The sequence below is a fragment of the Lactococcus muris genome, from assembly GCF_042849115.1.
Lineage (GTDB): Bacteria > Bacillota > Bacilli > Lactobacillales > Streptococcaceae > Lactococcus > Lactococcus muris.
This window is the reverse complement of record NZ_BAAFQO010000009.1, coordinates 79370-101343: the sequence shown is the minus strand read 5'-3', so window position 1 is coordinate 101343 and position 21974 is coordinate 79370. Positions and strand designations below refer to the sequence as shown.

At 39.5% G+C, this 21974-nt stretch carries 21 protein-coding genes, 1 tRNA gene and 1 pseudogene; 14 read left to right on the top strand and 9 right to left on the bottom strand.

The features are described from left to right. Window positions 1–4 precede the first annotated feature (4 nt). From ACGHCK_RS06865 to ACGHCK_RS06850, 4 genes are all read left to right on the top strand, one after another. Window positions 5–1285: an MFS transporter gene (locus ACGHCK_RS06865; RefSeq protein ID WP_251422389.1), complete on the top strand. Its 1281-nt coding sequence runs from the start codon at window positions 5–7 to the stop codon at window positions 1283–1285. 102 nt (window positions 1286–1387) lie between these two features. Then, window positions 1388–3520 carry a hydantoinase/oxoprolinase family protein gene (locus ACGHCK_RS06860; RefSeq protein WP_251422386.1) on the top strand — a complete coding sequence of 711 codons (2133 nt, stop codon included), beginning with the start codon at window positions 1388–1390 and terminating at the stop codon, window positions 3518–3520. A gap of 25 nt (window positions 3521–3545) precedes the next feature. Beyond that, on the top strand, window positions 3546–4178 hold the full coding sequence (locus ACGHCK_RS06855; protein WP_251422383.1) for a hypothetical protein: 633 nt from the start codon (window positions 3546–3548) through the stop codon (window positions 4176–4178). A gap of 52 nt (window positions 4179–4230) precedes the next feature. Beyond that, entirely contained in the window at window positions 4231–5103 is an 873-nt protein-coding gene (locus ACGHCK_RS06850; protein ID WP_251422381.1) for an ROK family protein, read from the top strand. A 38-nt stretch (window positions 5104–5141) separates the two neighbouring features. On the opposite strand, the gene ACGHCK_RS06845 is transcribed toward ACGHCK_RS06850, so the two are convergent. Continuing rightward, window positions 5142–5996: a MurR/RpiR family transcriptional regulator gene (locus ACGHCK_RS06845; RefSeq protein WP_202230010.1), complete on the bottom strand. Its 855-nt coding sequence runs from the start codon at window positions 5994–5996 to the stop codon at window positions 5142–5144. Between the two features lie 94 nt (window positions 5997–6090). On the opposite strand from ACGHCK_RS06845, the gene ACGHCK_RS06840 reads away from it, so the two are divergent. The 3 genes from ACGHCK_RS06840 (at window position 6091) to ACGHCK_RS06830 (ending at window position 7407) form a co-directional block, all read left to right on the top strand. Further along, window positions 6091–6741, top strand: coding sequence for an SGNH/GDSL hydrolase family protein (locus ACGHCK_RS06840; RefSeq protein ID WP_202230011.1), 651 nt, complete (start codon window positions 6091–6093; stop codon window positions 6739–6741). Between the two features lie 190 nt (window positions 6742–6931). After that, entirely contained in the window at window positions 6932–7057 is a 126-nt protein-coding gene (locus ACGHCK_RS06835; protein WP_271328156.1) for a hypothetical protein, read from the top strand. Between the two features lie 71 nt (window positions 7058–7128). Beyond that, entirely contained in the window at window positions 7129–7407 is a 279-nt protein-coding gene (locus ACGHCK_RS06830; RefSeq protein ID WP_394304516.1) for a tyrosine-type recombinase/integrase, read from the top strand. Between the two features lie 19 nt (window positions 7408–7426). On the opposite strand, the gene ACGHCK_RS06825 is transcribed toward ACGHCK_RS06830, so the two are convergent. The 7 genes from ACGHCK_RS06825 to ACGHCK_RS06795 form a co-directional block, all read right to left on the bottom strand. Then, a tRNA-Leu gene (locus ACGHCK_RS06825) sits at window positions 7427–7512 on the bottom strand. An 82-nt stretch (window positions 7513–7594) separates the two neighbouring features. Next, window positions 7595–8863, bottom strand: coding sequence for a BaiN/RdsA family NAD(P)/FAD-dependent oxidoreductase (locus ACGHCK_RS06820; RefSeq protein ID WP_271328155.1), 1269 nt, complete (start codon window positions 8861–8863; stop codon window positions 7595–7597). Between the two features lie 139 nt (window positions 8864–9002). Beyond that, complete coding sequence (locus tag ACGHCK_RS06815; protein ID WP_202230014.1) at window positions 9003–10505, bottom strand: ABC transporter permease/substrate-binding protein; 1503 nt, start codon at window positions 10503–10505, stop codon at window positions 9003–9005. Further along, complete coding sequence (locus ACGHCK_RS06810) at window positions 10489–11340, bottom strand: ABC transporter ATP-binding protein (protein ID WP_251422379.1); 852 nt, start codon at window positions 11338–11340, stop codon at window positions 10489–10491. Before ACGHCK_RS06810 ends, ACGHCK_RS06815 begins: the two co-directional genes overlap by 17 nt. Before the next feature lie 98 nt (window positions 11341–11438). Beyond that, window positions 11439–12452, bottom strand: a complete 1014-nt coding sequence (locus ACGHCK_RS06805; protein ID WP_271328154.1) for a Gfo/Idh/MocA family oxidoreductase — start codon at window positions 12450–12452, stop codon at window positions 11439–11441. After that, complete coding sequence (locus ACGHCK_RS06800) at window positions 12449–12598, bottom strand: hypothetical protein (protein ID WP_202230017.1); 150 nt, start codon at window positions 12596–12598, stop codon at window positions 12449–12451. Before ACGHCK_RS06800 ends, ACGHCK_RS06805 begins: the two co-directional genes overlap by 4 nt. A 19-nt stretch (window positions 12599–12617) precedes the next feature. Then, window positions 12618–13097, bottom strand: a complete 480-nt coding sequence (locus tag ACGHCK_RS06795; protein ID WP_202230018.1) for an S-ribosylhomocysteine lyase — start codon at window positions 13095–13097, stop codon at window positions 12618–12620. Window positions 13098–13579: 482 nt separating this feature from the next. Here ACGHCK_RS06795 and ACGHCK_RS06790 point away from each other — a divergent pair. The 7 genes and pseudogenes from ACGHCK_RS06790 to ACGHCK_RS06760 all read left to right on the top strand — a co-directional run. Beyond that, window positions 13580–13834 (top strand): annotated as a pseudogene (locus ACGHCK_RS06790) (hypothetical protein); the annotation flags it as partial. 184 nt (window positions 13835–14018) lie between these two features. Next, window positions 14019–14864, top strand: a complete 846-nt coding sequence (locus ACGHCK_RS06785) for an aldo/keto reductase (RefSeq protein ID WP_271328153.1) — start codon at window positions 14019–14021, stop codon at window positions 14862–14864. Between the two features lie 190 nt (window positions 14865–15054). Continuing rightward, window positions 15055–16149, top strand: a complete 1095-nt coding sequence (locus ACGHCK_RS06780; RefSeq protein ID WP_202230021.1) for an alanine dehydrogenase — start codon at window positions 15055–15057, stop codon at window positions 16147–16149. Between the two features lie 22 nt (window positions 16150–16171). Next, a complete protein-coding gene (tdcB, locus tag ACGHCK_RS06775; protein WP_202230022.1) occupies window positions 16172–17179 on the top strand; it encodes a bifunctional threonine ammonia-lyase/L-serine ammonia-lyase TdcB in 1008 nt (335 codons plus the stop codon). 244 nt (window positions 17180–17423) lie between these two features. After that, entirely contained in the window at window positions 17424–18614 is a 1191-nt protein-coding gene (locus ACGHCK_RS06770; protein ID WP_202230023.1) for a glycine C-acetyltransferase, read from the top strand. Between the two features lie 66 nt (window positions 18615–18680). Beyond that, window positions 18681–19634: an L-threonine 3-dehydrogenase gene (locus ACGHCK_RS06765; protein ID WP_202230024.1), complete on the top strand. Its 954-nt coding sequence runs from the start codon at window positions 18681–18683 to the stop codon at window positions 19632–19634. A gap of 150 nt (window positions 19635–19784) precedes the next feature. Further along, window positions 19785–21143: an APC family permease gene (locus tag ACGHCK_RS06760; RefSeq protein ID WP_251422374.1), complete on the top strand. Its 1359-nt coding sequence runs from the start codon at window positions 19785–19787 to the stop codon at window positions 21141–21143. 169 nt (window positions 21144–21312) lie between these two features. Here the strand turns inward: ACGHCK_RS06760 and ACGHCK_RS06755 are convergent, their stop codons facing one another. Then, a complete protein-coding gene (locus tag ACGHCK_RS06755; RefSeq protein WP_202230026.1) occupies window positions 21313–21507 on the bottom strand; it encodes a hypothetical protein in 195 nt (64 codons plus the stop codon). Window positions 21508–21974: the final 467 nt, after the last annotated feature.

Genomic DNA, 21974 nt, shown 5'->3' with positions numbered 1-21974 from the left:
AAAAATGGAAACTTTACAGTTAATCGGAATTATAGTTGTTTTCCTCGGCGCAGTAGCCCTGATGATGACACGCAAGTTGCCAACAATCTTGGCACTTCCAATCATGGCAATCTTAATCTCTGTTATTGCAGGTGTACCTTTTATGTCAGAGGACCCAGAGAAATTTACCTTGGTTAAGGGTGTTCTTGAAGATGGTTCAATGCGTATGGCCACAGCTATTTCAGGCTTGATTTTTGGATCACTTTTCGGAAAAATATTGACAAAAATTGGTGTTACCGAGCTGATTATCAAAAAAGCTGCAGAGATGGCTGGTGATAAAGCATTACCGCTTGCTCTCTCTTTCTTAGCCGTAGCGTCAGTTATTTTTACAGCCTCTAACGGGCTTGGAATGGTCATTTTGGTTGGAACAATCATTATCCCAATCATGATATCTGCGGGTCTTTCTCCCATGATTTCTAGCATCATTCTTCTTTTGGCCAATGGTATTGGGGTAACTTTCTCAGTCTCTACTCTTGCGGTATATATTGATGTGCTTGGTCTCCCCCTTGAAACGGTGACATCTTATTCTTGGATGGTGGGACTTCCCTTGATTATCATGTCTATTATCATGGTGGTTTACTTTGTAAAATTTAACGGAAAACGTAGAAAAGCTTGGGCGATGCCCGCGAATAAAGGGCGCAACAATAACGTGCGCTCAATTGCTCTAATTGCTCCAATCGTACCAGTTGTTTTAGTTTTTGCTTTCAATGTGCCACTTGTAGCAGCTATTATTACAGGTATTCTTGCTGCTTTATTATTAAGTACTCCGAAGAATCTAATTCATGTTGTATCCTCAGCATTTGTCGAAGGGATTCAGGATATTGCTGGAGCAGCAGGCTTGATGATAGGTATTGGTATGTTGCTGAATGCCGTCATGTCAGTAGAGGTTTCAACCATCTTGGATGGCGCAATTGAGGCTATCATTCCTAACGGTCCAATCATGTTTGTTGTAGTCTTCGGTTTGCTTGCTCCGCTTGCAATTTATCGTGGTCCATTAAATGTTTGGGGTCTTGGTTCAGGAATTGTTTCCTTACTTGTTGCTGGTGGTATGAACCCAGTTATGGCAATGGTTGCTTTGCGCTTGAATTCTAACGTACAAGCAGTATGTGATCCTACAAACTCACATAATGTCTGGGTGTCAGATTTCACAAAAACAGATGTTAATGATGTGTTGAAGAAAACGATTCCTTGGATTTGGATTTCAACAGTTATTGGTTTGATTGCTTCAACTTTCTACTTGTTTTAATACTTAATGCGAGGTGGGAGTAAACGCTCATCTCAAGTATTTTATTTGCTGGCAAATTTGTCAGAATGTTACTAGATTTTAGAAAAGAGAAAAATAAAGAAAATGGGAAAAAAGGTAAGAATTGGTATTGACGTTGGAGGAACCTTTACTGATGCAGTAGCGATTGATAATGACAGTTATGAGGTCATTGCCAAAGTTAAAATTCCAACCACTCACTCAGAAGGTGTGGCAAAAGGAATTGTGAACATTATCGATAAAATCTTGACAGAAAATAATATTGCGCCGTCCGATGTAACTTTCATCGCTCATGGGACAACTCAAGCAACAAATGCACTTTTGGAAGGCGATGTTGCGAAGGTCGGTATTATAGGCATGGGAACGGGTATGGATGCGCGATCTGCCAGGAAAGAAACCGCAGTTGGTGATATTGAGCTGGCACCGAACAAGTTTCTAAGCTCAGAGCATACATTTATTGATTCTTCGAAATTAGATGATTTGGCTATTGAGACATCAATTAAAGAGTTTATGAGTAAAGATGCGCAAGTTATCGTTGCTTCTGAAGCTTACTCCGTAGATGATCCTGAAAATGAAGAGCTGGTTATCAAACAAGCGCAGGAAAAAGGTTTGTATGCGACAGGTGGACATGAAATTTCACAGCTTTATGGTTTAAAAATGCGTACACGTACGGCGGTTGTCAACGCTTCGCTCATTCCTAAGATGATGCAAACGGCGAATATGACTGAAGATGCAGTATTGAAAACCAATATCCAATCTAACTTGATGATTATGCGCTGTGATGGTGGCGTTATGTCAATTAATGAAGTGCGCCAACGGCCTATTTTGACAATGTTGTCTGGTCTTGCTGCAGGGGTTGCGGGGGCACTGATGTATGAAAAGGTATCAGATGGTATTTTCTTTGAAGTAGGCGGAACCTCTGTTGACATTTCTGTAATCAAAAACGGAAAAGTAATGATTAAATATGCGCAAGTCGGGGGACACAAGACTTACCTTCGTTCACTAGATGTTCGGACATTAGCAGTTGCAGGTGGCTCAATGATTCGTGCTAATGATGGCAAAATTATTGATGTCGGACCACGCTCTGCTCACATCGCGGGGCTTGATTATGAAAACTTTACAGAGAAAGAAAATCTACTTAATCCTGAAATCGCGTTTGTTTCACCACGTGAAGGTGATCCTAGCGAGTATGTGATTATTAAAGGTGAGAGCGGAAAACAATATTCATACACTCTTGCAGGTGCAGCTAACTTACTTGGATATGTTCCGGATGGTGACTACGCTCAAGGTAATACAGAAGCGAACAAATACGCATGGGAAGCTCTAGGTAATTATCTGAAAATGACTGCAGAAGATGCCGCACGCGAAGTTATTCGTTTGGCCATTGATAAGTTAGAGCCAGTTATTGATGACTTGATTGCTGAGTATGAGTTGGATAAGAATTTTATCACCCTTGTTGGAGGAGGAGGCTCTGGAGCGATTGTTGTTCCTGCCCTTGCTGAGCGCTATGCTATGAAGTGGAAATTAGCGCAAAATGCACCATATATCTCAACTATCGGGGTTGCCTTAGCTATGGTACGCGAGCAGATTGAACGCTCAATTGTTAATCCTACAGAAAAAGATATCAAGAAAATACGCGCTGAAGTTATTGAAAAAATTGTTCAGTCAGGAGCGAATGAAGAAACTGTAGATGTCAATATCGAAATTGATACACAAAGAAATATTGTTCGTGCCGTTGCTACAGGAGCAACCGAATTGCGCCAAAAAAATCTTGGAGCCGAAGAAGTAACAGAAGAAGAATTAAAGAAGTTAACTGCTGAAGCGCTTTCTGTTGATGCATCTACTGTTGAAAGAAAAGCTCAGATTGGTCGCTGGAACTTGATGAATTCCTTAGTTATAAAGAAAAAACTTTTCTTTAAGAGCAAGCAAAACAATATCTGTGTCATTGATCGCGAAGGTGTAGTACGCTTTAAGCAGAGTAATGCCCACTCTTTTGTTTTCAAGAAAAATCAAGCGGATTCAGATTTCTTACAGTTTGTTGATGAACATACGATTTATTCTGATGCCAATGCGACCATTCCGAAAGTTTATATATTTTATAAGGAAAAAATGTTAGACTTGACAGGAATGCAGACCATTGAGCAGTTGACATCAATCTTGGATGTTGAAACAGAAAATTTGAACGATACAGAAGAATTAATCGCGGTTGCTTACAAATAACTAATTTTTAGGAGAAGCGTATAAGATGAATTACAGATTTTCAGATGAATTTTTAGCCTACTTGGAATTGAAACAAGATATGCTTTTTCATAAAATACCTGACAAAAAGATTTCATATTATATTTCTTCATCCTTGGAGAAAGGCAAGGCACTAGCTCAGAAGTATCAGGGGAACACTCTGGAGGATTTATTTAAAAAGCTAGATATCTTGGTAACTCCAGCAAAAAGCGAGGGTTCATTTTATAAAGTGAAGTTTCGCGCTCAGTTTGAGGTTGATGCAAAGGGAAACAAGGAGATTGTGATTTACAATCGTTCTATACAAGATCTGGCGGATAAAAACGATGTGACTTTCGAGGGAATGAAAAAAATTGTGCTAGCCCATGAACTTTTTCATTTTTTGGAAGAAACACTTGATGAAAGTGTTTCTGAAAACCTTGAAAGCATTGAGTCCTTTAAGTTTTTAGGCTTGTCTAGAAAGGCAAAAATATCGCGTGCTAGTGAAATAGCAGCTAATGCTTTTTCCAAAACATTTTTGAAGCTAAACTATTTGCCAAATTACTATGATTACCAATACATTTTAAAGACAAATCAGATGAAAGAAAATGAACTTGAAGAAGAGTATCAGAATTTTGAAAGGGTTCTCAAAATGAATAATTAAAAAATCGTGTGTCAGATACACGATTTTTTAAAACTAGAGTAAGGAGACATATATGAAATTATTAGGAAGCATTGAAGCTGGTGGGACAAAGTTTGTTTGCTCTGTAGCAAATTTTGACTTTGAAATTATTAAAAGCATACAATTACCAACGACGAGCCCAGAAGAAACTTTGACAGCAGTGATAAAATTTTTTGAGAAATATGAACTGACAGCCTTAGCAGTAGGTTCTTTTGGACCAATTGATATTCAAGAAGATTCTGAACGCTACGGATTTATTACCAGTACCCCGAAATTAGGGTGGAAAAATACGGATATAGTTGGACCTCTCAAATCAGCATTGAAAGTACCGGTTGTTTGGACAACAGATGTGAATAGCTCTGCTTATGGCGAAAAGATGTTTGGCAATGGTCAGGGCACACATTCTATAGTCTACTTTACCATCGGTACAGGTATAGGCGGAGGCTCTGTTCAAGGTAATCAGTTTATTGGGGGCATTTCTCATGCTGAGATGGGACACGCAATTGTCGAACGGCATGAAAAAGATCGTGATTTTTTAGGAGTTTGTCCGTTTCACGGTAATCGCTGCCTTGAGGGCTTGGCGAGTGGTCCATCGATTAAAGCACGAACTGGCAGGAGTGGAGAAGACTTGCCGGTAGACCATGAAGTCTTTGACTTAATCGCTTATTATGCTGGGCAAATTGCTTACAATACTTATGTTAATTTGGCGCCTGAGCGGATTATTTTTGGTGGCTCAGTTTTACAATCGATAGATATGACTAAGGTTCGTAAATATTTTAATGAATTTAATAATGGATATGTTCAAACATCTGATTTGGATGACTTGATTCAAATTAGTGGTGTAGCAGATAACGGTTCAGCAACCTTTGGAAACTTTGCTTTGGCCTTAGAGGCACTGAAAAAATAAAAAAACTGGAGTTGTAAATCCCAGCTCTATTACATGTCTTACCATTCGTATCGCGATGAATCCGCGGCTTGGAAAGAATTGATGATTGTATCACTACTTAGTTTTCTTTGGCGCAGTGCACGATTATCACGAAGTATTGTCGCATATATGATATCAAAAATGAGTGAGATCATAGGTGTGTTTGAAAGAGTCAGGCTGTTATTGGCCATGACATGATCAGGCGTAATCATCTTAATATCAATCAAATTATCAATTTTTGGATTATCATTTGAAGACAGTAGCATTGTTTTGATATTATTCTTTTTAACGTTTGCCAAGAAGGGAATGATATCTTTGGTCACAATAGATGGAACTACTGCTATGAGCAAAGAATCGCTAGTCATATTGCTAATGGAAAGTTGGGCCTCTAATGGTTCTTTCAAGTGAGTGACTTCTAAACCAATTTGCCTTAGTTTGAAGGCAAACTCATCACAGATAAAGGAAGTGGGATAAATTGATATCAAGAAGATTTTTCTAGACAGAACAATTGTAGCAGCAGCCTCTTCAATGGTTTTTTCGTCAAGCAGGGCACAGGTGTTGACAGCCATTTTTTGGTAATCAGCAGTGATATACTCAAGTAAATTGGAGTCATCAATGTCCTCTTGGTTAAGTTTTTCAAACTGAGTTGTAGATTGTGCAAGCGCAATTTTGAACTTATTGAAACCTTTGAACCCGATTTTTTTGCAAAAACGATTGATGCTAGCCTCGGAAGTATTGATTTTTTTTGCTAGTGTAGTAATTGTATTGGCAATAACAAAATCGGGATGTTCAGTTACAAATTGGCTGATTTCGTACTCACTAGTTGTAAATGTAGATTCTAGTGATTTAATTTTTAATAAGACTGCAGATTGCATAGTAAGGTCCTTCTCCCTATTGTGTAATTCATTATATCAAATTTAAACTATTTATGAAATGGGAAGGGAAATACATGAAAGGGTTGGAAATAAAATGGATTGGTCTGGAAAAAGAGGGCAGTGGTTTGGGGATTCAATTAGTGAACAGGATGGTAAACCTTATTCTGATACAGGTGAAATTGCTATTGGTTATCAAACTCTAGTAAAACGTGCACTGGGATTCAGTCATTTGGAGAATTTGGCGATATCTGGGCGACCTGTAGCGAATGGTTCTGCAAATGGTTCAGGGACAGTTTCGACTGTTTTAGAGGAGTATATCCCGAGTGACTTAGTCGTGATTGCAGGTGGAACTAACGATTATCGTTTAGATCGAAAAATCGGTAAAATAAGAAAGGAAGGCTTTGATGAGGACACTTTTATTGGTGCCTTTCAAACAGCAATAGAACATATTAAAAAAACTAATCCTAACCAAGTAATTGTCCTAATGGCACCGCTTCAGCGTGACAAAGATGGCTATAACTGTCAAAACCCTAACCTGATTGGCAATTACTTGAGAGACTATGTTAGAGCAATTCTAGAAATTGGTAATTATTATGACTTACCTGTGTGGAATGGATATGAAAAATCAGGTGTTAATGAGGCAAATGTGGGTCAATTCACTTATGATGGCTTACATTTGAATAATAAGGGATATGAGCGAGTTTGTGCAAGTTTGATTGTTTTTTTGGAAAGGCTAAATTGCTGAATTTTGGGAAATAAATGGTTATCTCAATAATGCAAGAGGCATAAGTTGAGGATGTTGTGCTTTAATTATGAATATATATAGGTGTGGATAATCTGGTTTGGAAGGATATTTATTTCAAGACAGGGATTGTGGATTGGAGCCATCGCCTTGAGAAAGATTCTCAATCTGGGAAATAATGCGTGTCAGAGGTATGAAAAATAAATACCGTTTCCGTTATCTCCAACTGAACGAAAGCCTCTTAGAGGAGTTACGTCAGTGGAAGAAGGAGCAGAAGGTTCTTCTGGCAAAAATGAATATTGAGCAAGCAGAAAATTAGTTTCTCTGTAGCTTTACCAGTCTGATGCCGTGGTGTCCACCAATCTTTAGAGAGACTGGCTCAATCGAAAATTGAGGAAGGTGGAGCAGGTTTACAACTTACCTCATATGACCCCTCATGGTTTCAGACACACCTTTATCTCTGATTCTCTTAATGCAGGTGTCAATCAATTCTCCTTAAAGGGGATTGTGGGACACTCTCCTGTATCCAATGTGACAGAGCATACCTATGGACATGTGAATGCGCAGGCTCAAAAGTCTGTTTTTGAAATGGTTGAAACCGCGCGCAGGGGATGGTACACTCATGGTACACTCTGGAAAAAAAGAAAAGCACCCGTCGTCGAAAACTAGTGCTTAAACCTTGTTATAATGCGGAAGGCGGGACTTGAACCCGCACAGCCAAGATAGGCCACAGGATCCTTAATCCTGCGCGTCTGCCAATTCCGCCACTTCCGCGAAATGGTACCTTAACATGATACCATTTCGATAAGAGGAATGCAAGAATTAACTTATTTATAGAATTTTTTAGTGTAAGTACTTAGTATTTCATATAAGAAGACATTTCGGCGGCATGGTTGCCTGCAACATGTCCTGTAACAAAGGCACAGGTGATATTATATCCCCCAGTATAGCCGTTTATATCCAGAAGTTCTCCTGTTATATATAAGCCAGGGATTAGCTTACTCTCCATCGTTTTAGGGTTAATCTCTTTGAGATGAACACCACCGCCAGTGACAAAGGATTTTTCGATGGGAAATGTTTTGTTGATTTGAATGGATAGAGCTTTGAGAAGGGAGCAGAACTTTTTGAGCTGTTTTTCCGTTAATTGTTTGGCAGGTATATCTGCATCAATTTGGGCTTGCTGCAGTAAGAAAAGTAAAAAGCGTTCTTGGGTTAGCGATGCAAAGGCATTTTTTACAGCTTTATTATTGCCGTGTGTCACTTGCTTTAATTCATTTAGGAGCTCTGCAGTGGATAGGTCAGGAAAACTGTCGAGAAGGACAGTTACAGTTTCAGCTCCCTTGGCAAGTTCTTGATTAATAAAACTTGAACAACGTAGAGCAGCTGGGCCACTGATGCCAAAGTGGGTAAAAATCATATCCATCCGGTGTTCAACGAGAGTTTTTCCCTTGCTGTTTAACACACTCAACCGAATATCACGAAGGGAAATGCCTTGTAAAGTTCGCTCACTGATAAATTTCTCTGAGGAAACAAGAGGAGCTTCTGTGGGGTAAAGAGGCGTGATAGTATGCCCTGCCTTTCTCGCCAACTTATACCCATCACCAGTTGAACCTGTTGAGGGGTAGGCCCGTCCTCCTGTAGACAGAATAACGCATGGGGCTTTGAAACTGTCACTTTCTGTTTCCAGCCCTTTGATTGTCCCATCTTTAATATTGAGCTGAGTGACAGTAGAACTCGGAAAATAGTCAACACCAAGTTCTTGTAACTTATCAAAAAGAGCATCAATGATTGTTTTGGATTTATTAGTTATGGGAAACATTCTTCCATGGTCTTCTTCTTTAAGAACTATGCCATTTTTTTCAAAGAAATCAATAATATCAAGATTGGAAAACTGGGTAAAAGCACTGTGCAAAAAGCGCCCATTGCCAGGGACGTGGGCGATGATTTCTTCAACTGAATGACTGTTTGTAACATTGCAGCGCCCGCCGCCAGTCATCAGTAACTTTTTTCCCACTTTTGGATTTTTGTCTATTAAAGCTGTATGTGCTCCATTTTCAGAAGCAGCTATAGCTGCCATCATGCCTGAGGGACCAGCACCAGCAACGATTACATCATATTTTTTCATAGTTTAATTATACCATTCCAGTTGTGTTGCATTTATTCAGTAAGAAGAGGGACGTCAGGGAGATACAAAACTTAAGAGTAATTTCTTGGCCTAAAAAGAGTTTGGGTATGCAGTTTTCAGACTGTTACGGGTCTACGAGTTATAGTAAATCATGTCTAGCTAGGAACTCATGTGCAACAGCAGCGGGATCTTTTTGTTCAACATTGACCGCATAGTTCATGTTAATCATTTCTTCATCGGTGATTGCCCCTGCAAGTTTATTTAAAATCTGTTCCAGTTGAGGATATTTTTTGAGTAGATTTTTGCTCATCAATGGAGCAGCCTGATAAGGTGGAAAAAGTTTTTTGTCATCTTTGAGCACGGTAAGCTGGTATTGCTTGATTTGACTGTCAGTAGAGTAAACTTGGGCCAGATCGATATTGTTACTGTTTAATGCATTATAGATAAGGCTTGTCTGCATTGTTTTGACATCAAAGTTTAAGCCATAAAGACTTTGAAGTCCCTTGTAGCCGTCTTGACGATTTGCAAACTCTAAGTCAAAGCCAGCTTTAACAGCAGGAAGTTTATGAAGGTCTGAAATAGTTTTAAGATTATATTTTTCTGCATAGTGAGTTTTAACAGCTAAGGCATAAGTATCTTGAAATTTCATCGGTAAAAGGTAGGCAAGATTATCTAGCTTGTCAATACCTGCGCGTGCTTCTTCATAAACTGTTTGGGGGTCAGTTGATGTGGTTGGATGTTTTAAGAAAGTTGTCAAGATAGTTCCTGAAAATTCTGGGTAGATATCGATTTTATTAGATTTTAGGGCATTGTAGAGGAAGGTAGTATCCCCAAAGTTCGGCTTAAGAGTCACCTCAATATCACTGTTTTTTTCAATCACTTCCTTGTACATATTAATCAGCAAGGTAGGTTCAGCACCAAGCTTACCAGCAATGGTAATTTTGGGGTGATTGTTTGCCTGAGGATTGTAATAAGAGGCTAATAAGAGTAAAAGTCCCGCAAAGAAGCTTATCAGTATGGTTTGGAGCTTGGCTTTTTCCAAGAAGCGAAGCAAGGTTGAAAATATAACAGCCAGCAGTGCAGAGGAGATAGCCCCAATTAAGATAAGATTGACATCGTTAGAGTTGATACCTAAAAGGATAAAGTTTCCAAGCCCTCCTGCTCCGATAAGGGCGGCCAATGTTGCTGTTCCGATAACCATAATGCCACTGGTTCTTATGCCGGCCATGATAAATGGCAGGGCAAGCGCCAGTTCAAACTTCATTAAACGTTCACGCCGATTCATACCAAAGGCTCTTGCAGCTTCAATCAGGGAGCTATCAATCTGTTGAAGCCCTGTATAGGTATTTTGGATGATTGGAAAGAGAGCATAGACCACCAGAGCAACAATAGCAGGTAACGAGCCAATCCCAACGAAGGGAATCAAAAGTCCTAATAAGGCCAAGCTAGGGATGGTTTGAAAAATCCCTGTGATTTGCAATAGAGGCTCAGCTAATCTCGAATAACGTCTTAAGAGTAATGCCAGAGGAAGTGCAATCAGTATGGCGATAAAAAGCGAAACTAAAGAAATCTGGATGTGTTGCAATAAGGCAAGCCAAAACTGAGACTCCTGCTGTTGAAAGGTGTTAATCAGACTGTTCATATGTATTCACCTCCATACTTTTCAAGACATCTGTCAAGGGAGTATCACCTGAAAAATTATTGTCTGCAAGAGTTTTTTCAAGGTTTTTTAACTTATATCGAGAGAGATCTTGCTGATAGTCAGTAAAAAATTCAGCGACAAATGGATTAGCAGGTGCATTTAAAATCTCCTGTGGTTTACCAATTTGCTGGAGCCTGCCTTCTTTGAGTATAGCGATACGGTCAGCCATTGCCATTCCTTCAGACATATCATGTGTGACGAAAACCGTCGTGATTTGCAAAGTTTTTTGCAAGTCTTTAACAAGTTCTTGTAACTGCTTACGTGATATAGGGTCTAGGGCCGAAAAAGGCTCGTCCATTAAAATAATTTTAGGCTTGCAGGCGATAGCTCTTAGAATGCCAATTCGCTGTGCTTCACCTCCAGAAAGCTCATGGGGATAACGGTTGAGATACTTATCTGCGTCAAGCCCAACCAGTGGCAGAAGTTCAAGAACACGCCGACGGATTTCGCTTTTGCTCCAGCCTTTCATTGCAGGAATAATCCCGATATTTTCTAAAACAGTCATGTTAGGAAAGAGCGCTATCTGTTGAAGAACGTAGCCTATTTGTAGACGGAGCTCTCGTAAATTGATGGTTTGGATATCTTGTTTGTCAATAAAAATCTGTCCTTGATTTGGGTCAATCAACCGATTAATCATCTTAAGTAATGTTGTTTTCCCGCCGCCAGAAGAACCAGCAAGTACAAAAAATTCATGACTTTCAATAGAGAAGTTAATATCTGAAAGTACAGCCTTTTCTCCGTAGCTTTTGGTGACATTTTTGAATGTAATAGTCATAGCACAATTTTAACATTTTCTCTTTCACTTTTTTGCTCAAATGACTCACTCTTTCATTGAAAACTAAAAGAGTAAAAAGAAAAATCCTACTTGAGGATTTATTTAAAAGCATTTTCTAGTGTTTCAATGACCGCCAGAATTTGCTCATCTGAAACTAACTTTTCTTCACCGTGGACTAAAGAGTTATAGGCTGAATCATAAACACGACCGTAATCCCCAGAAACTGTCGGGATTGTCTTTGCGATACGATCGCCGTTTTGGTTATAATAAGTTAATTGTGCGAAGTCTTGAGGTGTATCGGCACCAAAACCTTCGTCTCCTGGAACTATTCCTGCCTTGAGATCATTTTCCTGCTGATCAACATGCTCTTTAATTAATGTTCCCCTAGAACCATAAATCACCCATTTTGGACGACTGACAGCAGCTAGTTCTGTGGCTTGCACAGTTGCTCGGAAATTTTTATAAATCAAGTTGACAGAGAAGTAGTCATCTGTAGCAACCGCGTCACGTGTAGAACGTACGTCGTATTGAACGGTTTCAGGTTTACCAAAGAGTGAAACCATCTGATCCACCAGATGGACACCATGGCCGTACCAAGCACCGTCGAAATTCTCTCCCAGACTTGCATCTGCTGGACGATAGTGATCCATTGTTACAGTTAGGTCAATCAAATTCCCTAAATAGCCTGTTTCCAAAACCTTTTTAACCGTCAGAAAATCGCTGTCAAAGCGGCGGTTTTGGAAAGGCATAAAGAAGAGATTTCTTTCTTTGGCAAGTGCAACCAGTTCTTTGGCCTGCTCTAAAGTTTCTACCAGAGGTTTATCGCAGATAACATTTTTTCCTCCAAGCAGCAGTTTTTTACTGGTTTCATAGTGGGCAGAACCGGGGGTGACAACAATAACTAAGTCAATGCTCTCGTCCTGAATAATGTCGTTAATATCTGTTGAGAAGACTGTACCATTTGCCTCAAGCACAGCTTGCTCAGGACGTTTGCCTAAGGTACGATTAACGATGCGCGAAATGTTGAAGTGGTCACGAATTTTAACGTAGGGGATGTGATAACGATTGGTTGATTTGCCAAAGCCGATATAGGCGATGTTTAATTTTTTCATGCTTTTTTCTCTTTTTTCTTTTGAGACAAATATTGTTTTTTTAATGCCTCAATTTTGGCTAATTTGTCAGTCTTAGTTTTTGAATTTTTTTCGTGGAATTTTTGGACAGCAGCTTGTCCCTTATAATCTAGCTGGTATTTTCCCATGACTTCCTTTCCTTAACTTTTAGTTTACTGGTCGGCGCTCAAAAGCATCAGACGAGATGCCTTTGCTTAGGATTTTTTTCGCCCACTCTTTCGCTGAAAACAGTGAATGATCTCGATAGTTTCCACACTCTTTTTCTGAAACACCAGGAACATCGTCCCAAGTAAAGCTATCTCCCGCAAGCTCTTCCAAAGAAGAAGTGATAACTTTGGCAATTTGTTCAGAACTGGGTTGGCCCCACATAATCATGTGGAAACCCGTGCGACAGCCAAACGGTGAGAAGTCAATCATACCATCAATACGATCGCGGATTAAACTTGCCATTGCGTGTTCAATGGTATGTAAGCCACTTGTTGGTATTTCTCCATGATTGGGCTGGATAAAGCGAACATCAAAGTTTGTGATGCTATCCCCTTTAGGTCCAGTTTCTGTCCCGATTAAACGTATATAGGGTGCTAAAACTTTTGTATGATCAAGTTGGAATGATTCGACTTCAGCCATTGTTTTTCTCCTTTTTCCTTATTATTTATGAACAGTAAAAAATTTTAACTTTTTATTTGATAATTTGTTCCTATTGTAGTGTTCTCATCTTTTAGGCTCTGCCTAAACAAACACCCTTATTATAACACATTCCAGCTTAAGTGTTTTTCATCTGGACTTTTTGCAGTTTTGATTATTGGATAAGACCAGCATGTATTGTTTCACGTAAAACAATGGCAGTGCATTTTAAAGGGGATTTCTTTGTCCAAGTTTTCCGAAAAAACTGTTGTATAATTACTAAATAGTTTTAACTTAAAAGAGAGAGATATTTAAAAAAGACGGGAGAATATACTTAAAAATAGTCTAAAATACTTGACGAGGGAAATACTGTGTTCTGTAATCAAGTAATACAGCAGGGTAAATTTCTCCTTTTTTCTGCTGCAGCAGAAGTTGTAAACGATTTGACTGCTGTTGATTAAAAAGGAACAAAGCAAGCCTTTGCACTATCTTTAGCAGATGTGGTAAAACTTTCCCAACCGAGCAGCGCATTTTCTAATCATGCGGAGCGTGTGACAGGTGGGCAAGGTGATAATCATGGCTGGTGGCTACGTACTCCTGGGATTTCAGGTGATGGCTGGCGTGTGGATGTTGCGGCTAATGGGCGGGCTGGTCAGCTTACTCGCACTGGTCATGTAGACCTTTCTTTAGCATTTATGGGCGTCCGTCCAGCACTTATTATCTACCAGCCAGAAGCTTAAAGAAATCATTTAGCCCTTCCTCTAAAATTCCTGCATTTCAGTGGTGAAACGGGTGAGATGCGGGAAACACCTGTTCTTTGTTCTTCCAACATCCGCGTTCTCCTTCTACACTTCCGAACCAAATTTTTTCGTCTCCTTTCATAAAGTGATAGAATAAAGCGAGAAGTAAAGAAAAGGAGAATTTATGGCACTTACAGAAACTTACACTCTTTCAAATGGTATGGAAATTCCCAAAGTTGGTTTTGGGACATGGCAATCAAAAGATGGCGAGGAGGCCTATCAATCGGTCAAAACGGCTCTAGAAGTTGGTTATCGTCATATTGATACAGCTGCCGTTTATGGCAATGAAGAATCCGTGGGACGTGCAATTAAAGACAGCGGGATTGCACGTGATAAATTGTTTATCACCACAAAGCTTTGGGATCTTGGAACAACTGAAGATGCAAGAGCGGCACTTGATGAAAGTTTAGAAAAACTCGGCTTAGACTATGTTGACCTTTATTTGATTCACTGGCCGAATCCTAAAGCCTTCCGCCCTAATTTTGCTGAACGAAACGCAGCTGTCTGGAAAGCGATGGAAGATGGCGTGAAAAATAATAAAGTGCGTGCGATTGGTGTGTCAAACTTCCATCCCCGTCATTTGGAACCATTACTTGAAGTTGCTGAGATAAAGCCTGTTGTTAACCAAATCATGGTCAACCCCTCAGATCAGCAAGAAGAGGTCGTTGCTTTTAATAAAGCACACGATATCTTGACAGAAGCTTACAGCCCACTCGGTACAGGCAAAATTTTTGCCATCACTGAACTTGCTGATATTGCAGATAAATATGAGAAAACAGTGGCACAAGTCGTTTTACGTTGGAGCCTACACAAAGGTTACCTCCCATTACCAAAATCTGTAACAGCAAGTCGTATCAAAGAAAATGCTGACATTTTTGATTTTGACTTGTCAGATGAAGACATAGCCTTTATCGACAGTCTTCATGGCAAAGCGGGCCTTGCTCGAAACCCAGATGAAGTCAATCATTAATAGGTATATCCTGAAAAAGTACACCAAATTGAAAGATTTGAGTGTCTTTTTTTATAATTTGCAGAATATGTACAATAAGAATAAGGGAATATTAAAAGAATGTTTTATTTTAAAAAAAATATTGCCAAAAGAGAATGAAAGCGCTATAATATACTTGATAAAATTTTCACAAAAGGAGAAACAATTAAGTATGAAAATTGGTGTAATTAAAGACCCAAAACAAGGTGAAGCACGTGTAGGGATGACCCCAGAAAACGCGAAAATTCTCGTTGAAGCAGGGAACGAAGTGCTTGTTGATAGAAATGCTGGTGCGGGTTGTGGTTTTACAGATGATCTTTACGAGGCAGCTGGAGCTCAAATCGTAGATACAGAAACTGCTTGGGAAGCGGAGCTCATCGTTAAAGTTAAGGAACCGATGGAATCTGAATATAAATACTTTAAACCAGGTCAAATTATCTGGGGCTTCCTTCATCTAGCAGCTAATAAAGCCTGTGTTGAAAAAATGATGGAGGTGGGTGTAACAGCTATTTCTGGTGAAAACATCTCCATCAATGGTGTTCTGGAGTTGCTCAAGCCAATGTCAGCTATTGCAGGACGACGTGCAGTAAACATTGGACAATATTACCTTGAAAAACAGCACGGCGGTGAAGGGATTCTCTTGCCAGGTATCGCGGGTATTGAAGCTGGTACCGTTGTTATTTTTGGCGGTGGAAATGCTGCAGAAAATGCTGCTGATATAGCAGTAGCTTTAGGCTGTAAAGTTATCATCATCGAACTTGGAGATGCTCGTATCGCGCAGCTTAAAGAGCGTTATGAAGGAAAAAACGTTGAGATTGTCAAGTCAACAACAGAAGCTTTAGAAGAGAATATCAAACTTGCAGATATCTTTATCTCAACAATTCTAATTCCAGGAGCCAAACCACCAAAATTGGTGAAAGAGTACATGGTCAAGTCAATGAAACCTGGTTCGGTCATTGTTGATATTGCTATAGACCAAGGAGGTACAGTGGAAACAATAGATCATGCAACGAATCATGCAGATCCTGTTTTCATTAAGCATGGTATTATTCACTATGCAGTACCAAATATGCCTGGTGCAACACCACGTACAGCGACCATTGCCTTAGCTCAAGGTAACCTTTCTTTCCTCAAAGAAATCTCTGTTAAAGGTCTGGATGAAGCATTGAAATCAAAAGAACTCCTTTCAGGCCTGAGTGTCTATAAGGGGAAAGTAGTTTCCAAGCCTCTTGCTGATTCAATAGATGTTACTTATACAGAATTTTAGAAAGGGTTTGAGGAAAGAGAAGATGACAAATTTAGCAAGTCTGCCTGTTACGATTAAAGATATAAAAAAGGCTCAAAATATTGTAAAACAGTATGCGCGTGAAACACCATTGATTCAGTCGATGTTCTTAACTGCTAAAACAGGTGGAGAGGTTTATTTGAAGCTCGAAAACATGCAGTTAACAGGCTCATTCAAATTCCGTGGCGCTTTTAATAAAATTGCGCAGTTGTCTGAGGAAGAAAAAGCGCGTGGTGTTATTGCTTGTTCAGCTGGTAATCATGCACAGGGTGTTGCTTTGACATCAAAACTTTTAGGAATTAAGAGCATCATTGTCATGCCAAAGGGCGCGCCACAGGCAAAAGTAGATGCCACACGTGGATATGGGGCAGAGGTGATGCTTGAAGGTGAGCAATTTGATGACTCCAAGGCTTTCTGTGAAGCCTATGCTAAGGAAAACAACATTACTTACATCCCACCTTATGATGATACAGAAGTAATGGCTGGTCAAGGAACAATAGGTCTGGAAATTTTGGATCACCTTTGGAACGTGGATACAGTTTTGGTTCCTGTAGGTGGCGGCGGCTTGATATCAGGTGTTGCTGTTGCCTTAAAATCTTTCAATCCAAATATTAAAGTTATTGGTGTACAAGCTGAAAATTGTCATGGAATGACAGCATCGTTTAGGGCACGTAAAAAAGTTTATCACGATGAAGCACCAACGATTGCAGACGGCTGTCACGTTGCTTATCCAGGCGAATTGACATTTGAGGTTGTTAACCAAATTGTTGACAATATGGTTCTGGTTTCAGAAGCAGAAATTGAGTTGGCGATTAAAGACCTTATTCAACGTACGAAAATCGTTGTAGAAGGTGCTGGCGCTCTTACAACTGCAGCGATTCTTGCGGGGAAAGTGGATGAATATGTGAAAGACAAGAAGGTTGTTTCCATTGTATCTGGTGGTAACGTTGACTTGGCACGTATAGAAGATATCGTTGATCACTTTCTGATTGCGAATGATGAAGAACAGTAAATCTTAACATCTTAATTATCCATAGGTAAAAAAGCTCTGTAATTCAGGGCTTTTTACGCATATTTCAGTCTTTTTTTAATTGTGCGATAAATTACTTGAAATCACAAAGTTAACAAGATTGTATAATTTAAATTAAAATATGAGCAAACAGTCCAAAAAATCTTGCAAGAGTTTTTGAAAAGTGTTAAACTAATTGTAAACGGTTACAGGAAATGTAGCCGAAAAGTGAAAGAAGGTTGTAAAAATGACTTCAAAAGTTTTAACGGAGTTCCTCGAAAATGGGCTTGGAAACCTAAAAGAAAAAGGTTTGCTCAACACAATTGACGTGCTAGATAGCGCCAATGGCCCAGAAATTACAGTTGCAGGCAAGAAGATGATTAACCTTGCCTCAAACAATTATTTGGGGTTTGCTACACGGCCTGAACTTATTCAGGCAACAAAAGATGCAACAGACAAGTATGGAGCTGGTGCAGGGGCTGTACGTACAATTAATGGAACGCTTGATATTCATATTGAGCTTGAGAAGACCATTGCCGAGTTCAAAGGTACTGAAGCTGCGATAGCTTTTCAGTCTGGCTTCAATTGTAACATGGGAGCCATCAGTGCAGTTATGAAAAAAGGAGATGCCATCCTTTCAGACGAGCTTAACCATGCTTCAATTATTGATGGCTGTCGTCTCTCAGGGGCTAAGATTATTCGTGTTAAACACCAAGACATGGCTGATCTTGAAGCGAAAGCAAAAGAGGCAACAGAATCAGGCGAATATAATAAAGTAATGTACATCACAGACGGTGTATTCTCAATGGATGGTGATATTGCTAAACTTCCAGAAATTGTAGAAATTGCTGAAAAATATAATCTAATCACTTATGTTGACGATGCACATGGCTCAGGCGTTATGGGTGGTGGTGCCGGTACTGTAAAACATTTTGGATTGCAGGATAAAATTGACTTCCAAATCGGTACTCTCTCAAAAGCAATCGGCGTAGTTGGGGGATATGTTGCAGGATCAAAACTTTTGGTTGACTGGTTGAAGTCACAAGGGCGTCCTTTCCTCTTCTCAACTTCATTGACACCTGGTGCAGCCGCAGCTGCAAAAGAAGCCTTTGTATTGATGCATGATCATCCAGAATATGTAGAGACACTTTGGGACAATGCGAAATATTTCAAAGAAGAATTACAAAAAGCTGGTTTTGATACAGGTGTATCAGAAACACCAATCACACCTGTAATCTTGGGAGATGAAGCAAAAACACAAGAGTTTTCTAAGAAACTGATTGAAAATGGTGTTTATGTGAAACCTATCGTTTTCCCAACTGTACCACTCGGAACAGGTCGTGTTCGTGCAATGCCAACAGCAGCACATACTAAAGAGATGTTAGACCAAGCAGTTGCTGTCTTTGCCAAAGTAGGGAAAGAGATTGGTTTAATCTAAGCTCTGTCCTAGCAAAATTATTCCTATCGTAACTAAACATATATCAAATATATTGGAGAAAATAAAATGAAAAAAGTACTCATCACAGGCGCACTTGGACAAATTGGTTCAGAATTGACGGAACGTCTTCGCAATGATCTTGGAGTTGATAATGTTATCGCAACTGACATCCGCGAAGTTGAAGGAAATCCAGTTGTGACAGATGGACATTTTGAAATCTTGGATGTCATGGATCATGAAAAGATGCTGAAGATTGCCAAAGATAATGGTGTAGACACAATTATCCATTTGGCTTCACTTCTCTCTGCAGTAGCAGAAGCGAAGCCACAATTTGCTTGGAAGCTCAATATGGGTGGATTGGTTAATGCTTTGGAAACAGCGCGTGAGCTTGGTCTACAATACTTCTCACCATCATCTATTGCTGCATTTGGCCCAAGTACTCCGATGGACAACACACCGCAAGTGACAATTCAACGTCCAAATACTATGTATGGTGTGACGAAAGTTTCTATGGAGCTGCTTTGTGACTATTACTATACGAAGTTTGGTGTAGATACACGTGGTGTACGTTTCCCAGGATTGATTTCATACAAGACCTTGCCTGGTGGTGGTACAACAGACTATGCTGTTGATATCTACTATGAAGCAATCAAAAATGGTCACTATTCAAGCTTTATCGCTGAAGGAACTAAGATGGACATGATGTACATGCCTGATGCTATTGATGCCATTGTTGACTTGATGAACGCACCAGCAGACAAATTAGTCAACCGTAATGCCTTCAATATTACAGCTATGAGTTTTGCACCAGAAGAAATTGCTGCTTCGATTAAAAAGTTCATGCCTGACTTTACAATGGATTACGATGTAGATCCTGTACGACAAGCTATTGCAGACAGCTGGCCAAACTCTATCGATGCGACATGCGCGAAAGAAGAATGGGGCTTCAATCCTAAATACGACTTGGATGCGATGACTAAGGATATGCTTGAAAAACTTACTGAAAAATTAAAAGGTTGAGAAAACTAAGTTCACTCTATCACAAGTTTAAAAAATATGATAAAATTAGAGAGTAATCGGTTTCGAGATTACTCTCTAATGCTAATTTTAGTAATCAACGTTAAGACAATATTAATCTTGTCAAAATTTATCTTTTAAAGAGGAGCTCTTATGGAACAAAAAAATGAAATGAAGCGTACGCTTGGTTTCTTTCCTGCCCTTACGACGGTAATGGGCACGGTTATTGGTGCAGGTGTATTCTTTAAAGCAGGTCGAGTTGCGGAACTGACGGGCCAGGCTGGATTACACATATTGGTTTGGGTACTTGGTGGTATTATTTCGATTTGTGGTGGGTTAACTGCTGCAGAGCTTGCAGCAGCTATTCCAGAAACAGGTGGGATGATACGTTATATCCAACGTGGTTTTGGTAAACGCTGGTCCTTTCTCTTAGGCTGGGCACAATCAATCATATACTTCCCCGCAAATATTGCAGCGCTTGCTGTCGTGTTTGGAACACAATTTTTGAATTTGTTTGGAATGAACGTGAGTGCGGCCAATACAGCTATTGTTGGTGTTATTGCAGCTGTTTCAGTTACCTTGATTAACTTTATCAGTTCAAAAGCTGGTGGTGCTTTACAATCAGTAACAACCGTAATTAAGCTTATCCCAATCGCCTTGATTGTTATCGTTGGCTTACTTCGTCCCGGTGGGGTTGAGTTTCAGCTTCTGCCAATCCAAGCAGGGCAAAACTTGTCGTTGGCTTCAGCTATTGGTTCAGGTTTGCTGGCTACAATGTTTGCCTATGATGGTTGGATTTATGCAGGAAATATCGCTGGAGAAATGAAAAATCCAGCGAAACATTTGCCACGTGCGATTATCCTCGGGATTGTTGCTATCATGTTTGTCTATATCTTTGTTAACGCGGCCTACATCCGTACTTTAGGTATCCCAACATTGATGGAAAATAATCCTAATCTTCCTGCTATGGTAGCCGATAAGATATTTGGGGGCATGGGAGGTAAACTTGTTACCATTGGTATCTTGATATCTGTTTATGGAACAATCAACGGCTATTCTATGACAGGTATGCGTGCTTCTTATGCCTTGGCGACAGAAAAGTCTTTCCCATTTTGGAAAACTTTCCAAAAACTTTCAACAAGTGGTGTTCCAGTAAATTCAGGTATACTTCAAGTTGCTATTGCTGCAATCATGTTGGTTGTGACTATGTTCTCAAGCGATGCCTTTGATTTCCTTACAAATATGTTGATATTTGTAATTTGGATTTTCTATACTATGGTCTTTATTACGGTATTTATCTTGCGTAAGAAAGAGCCAGAACTGGCACGACCATACAAGGTGCCACTCTATCCGATTATCCCAATTATTGCAATCGGCGGTGGTGTCTTCATCTTGTTCATGACTTTGATCAGCTCAGACTATATGAGTAATCAAATTCCAGCCTTAGTTGGTGTCATCTTTACATTAATTGGTCTTCCTATTTATAGCCATTTAGATAAGAAATACCATTGATAAAATGGGAAAAACGCTCAAAGTTTGCACAGGAGTGCTATAACTGAGCGTTTTTTGTGTGGGATTAGTAAAGTCATTGGCTAAGGCGGAAGCAAAATGATTGAGCATAATTTGAGATATGACAAGGCATCTAGCAAGTCAAGCTCTCCTATCTGCCAATCATACTAGACTAAAGCTCCTCTTTTTTTGGTTTCGTACTATAAATAATTGATACGGCTAAACTTGAGCGAGTATGCTGAAACTGCTGTTCTAAAACGTAGTAACCGTCATCCGCCAGTTCTTTTAGAAAAGCATTTACTTTTTTATCGAATACAGATGAGCTGTTTTCAGAAACGATATTTTCCATTATTGTTTTGCATTTCATAACGAACCTCCTACTTGTTTTTTTATCCCTAGTACACCTCTATGTTTCACGCTTTTAATAAGCATGGCATATAGAGTTTTTCTAAAAGCGAGATGCCACAGTTGAGAGTTTTAAGGAGAAGGGATATGCCTATAACCGTTTATCGTGAGTCATACACGTTTCTTATCCAAAGCTTATTTACGGAAAAAGGGCTGCTGGTTTATTCCTTACTTCTAAGGCACCCTCCTCCTATTCCTATACAAGCTCTTTTATCCCAGCAGTGGTTGTACGTTTGCAGCCCCTTTATATTAATAATTATATAATATTTTTACAGATAAATGAATACGAAAACTTCATTTTTGGATAGAGAGCTTATACAAGTCAAAACAGGGGAGAACGGTCATTTTCGGTAGAACAGATACGGCTGTAATAGCTTTGATGAAACATGTTAGTTTCCTTGGAGCAATTGGGGATTACAATCTTTATCT

Bases quoted from the DNA above. Each gene is read 5' to 3' on its own strand.
- ACGHCK_RS06865 (WP_251422389.1), top strand. From the start codon at position 5: ATGGAAACTTTACAGTTAATCGGAATTATAGTTGTTTTCCTCGGCGCA.
- ACGHCK_RS06860 (WP_251422386.1), top strand. From the start codon at position 1,388: ATGGGAAAAAAGGTAAGAATTGGTATTGACGTTGGAGGAACCTTTACT.
- ACGHCK_RS06855 (WP_251422383.1), top strand. From the start codon at position 3,546: ATGAATTACAGATTTTCAGATGAATTTTTAGCCTACTTGGAATTGAAA.
- ACGHCK_RS06850 (WP_251422381.1), top strand. From the start codon at position 4,231: ATGAAATTATTAGGAAGCATTGAAGCTGGTGGGACAAAGTTTGTTTGC.
- ACGHCK_RS06845 (WP_202230010.1), bottom strand. From the start codon at position 5,996: ATGCAATCTGCAGTCTTATTAAAAATTAAATCACTAGAATCTACATTT.
- ACGHCK_RS06840 (WP_202230011.1), top strand. From the start codon at position 6,091: ATGGATTGGTCTGGAAAAAGAGGGCAGTGGTTTGGGGATTCAATTAGT.
- ACGHCK_RS06835 (WP_271328156.1), top strand. From the start codon at position 6,932: ATGAAAAATAAATACCGTTTCCGTTATCTCCAACTGAACGAAAGCCTC.
- ACGHCK_RS06820 (WP_271328155.1), bottom strand. From the start codon at position 8,863: ATGAAAAAATATGATGTAATCGTTGCTGGTGCTGGTCCCTCAGGCATG.
- ACGHCK_RS06815 (WP_202230014.1), bottom strand. From the start codon at position 10,505: ATGAACAGTCTGATTAACACCTTTCAACAGCAGGAGTCTCAGTTTTGG.
- ACGHCK_RS06810 (WP_251422379.1), bottom strand. From the start codon at position 11,340: ATGACTATTACATTCAAAAATGTCACCAAAAGCTACGGAGAAAAGGCT.
- ACGHCK_RS06805 (WP_271328154.1), bottom strand. From the start codon at position 12,452: ATGAAAAAATTAAACATCGCCTATATCGGCTTTGGCAAATCAACCAAT.
- ACGHCK_RS06800 (WP_202230017.1), bottom strand. From the start codon at position 12,598: ATGGGAAAATACCAGCTAGATTATAAGGGACAAGCTGCTGTCCAAAAA.
- ACGHCK_RS06795 (WP_202230018.1), bottom strand. From the start codon at position 13,097: ATGGCTGAAGTCGAATCATTCCAACTTGATCATACAAAAGTTTTAGCA.
- ACGHCK_RS06785 (WP_271328153.1), top strand. From the start codon at position 14,019: ATGGCACTTACAGAAACTTACACTCTTTCAAATGGTATGGAAATTCCC.
- ACGHCK_RS06780 (WP_202230021.1), top strand. From the start codon at position 15,055: ATGAAAATTGGTGTAATTAAAGACCCAAAACAAGGTGAAGCACGTGTA.
- tdcB (WP_202230022.1), top strand. From the start codon at position 16,172: ATGACAAATTTAGCAAGTCTGCCTGTTACGATTAAAGATATAAAAAAG.
- ACGHCK_RS06770 (WP_202230023.1), top strand. From the start codon at position 17,424: ATGACTTCAAAAGTTTTAACGGAGTTCCTCGAAAATGGGCTTGGAAAC.
- ACGHCK_RS06765 (WP_202230024.1), top strand. From the start codon at position 18,681: ATGAAAAAAGTACTCATCACAGGCGCACTTGGACAAATTGGTTCAGAA.
- ACGHCK_RS06760 (WP_251422374.1), top strand. From the start codon at position 19,785: ATGGAACAAAAAAATGAAATGAAGCGTACGCTTGGTTTCTTTCCTGCC.
- ACGHCK_RS06755 (WP_202230026.1), bottom strand. From the start codon at position 21,507: ATGAAATGCAAAACAATAATGGAAAATATCGTTTCTGAAAACAGCTCA.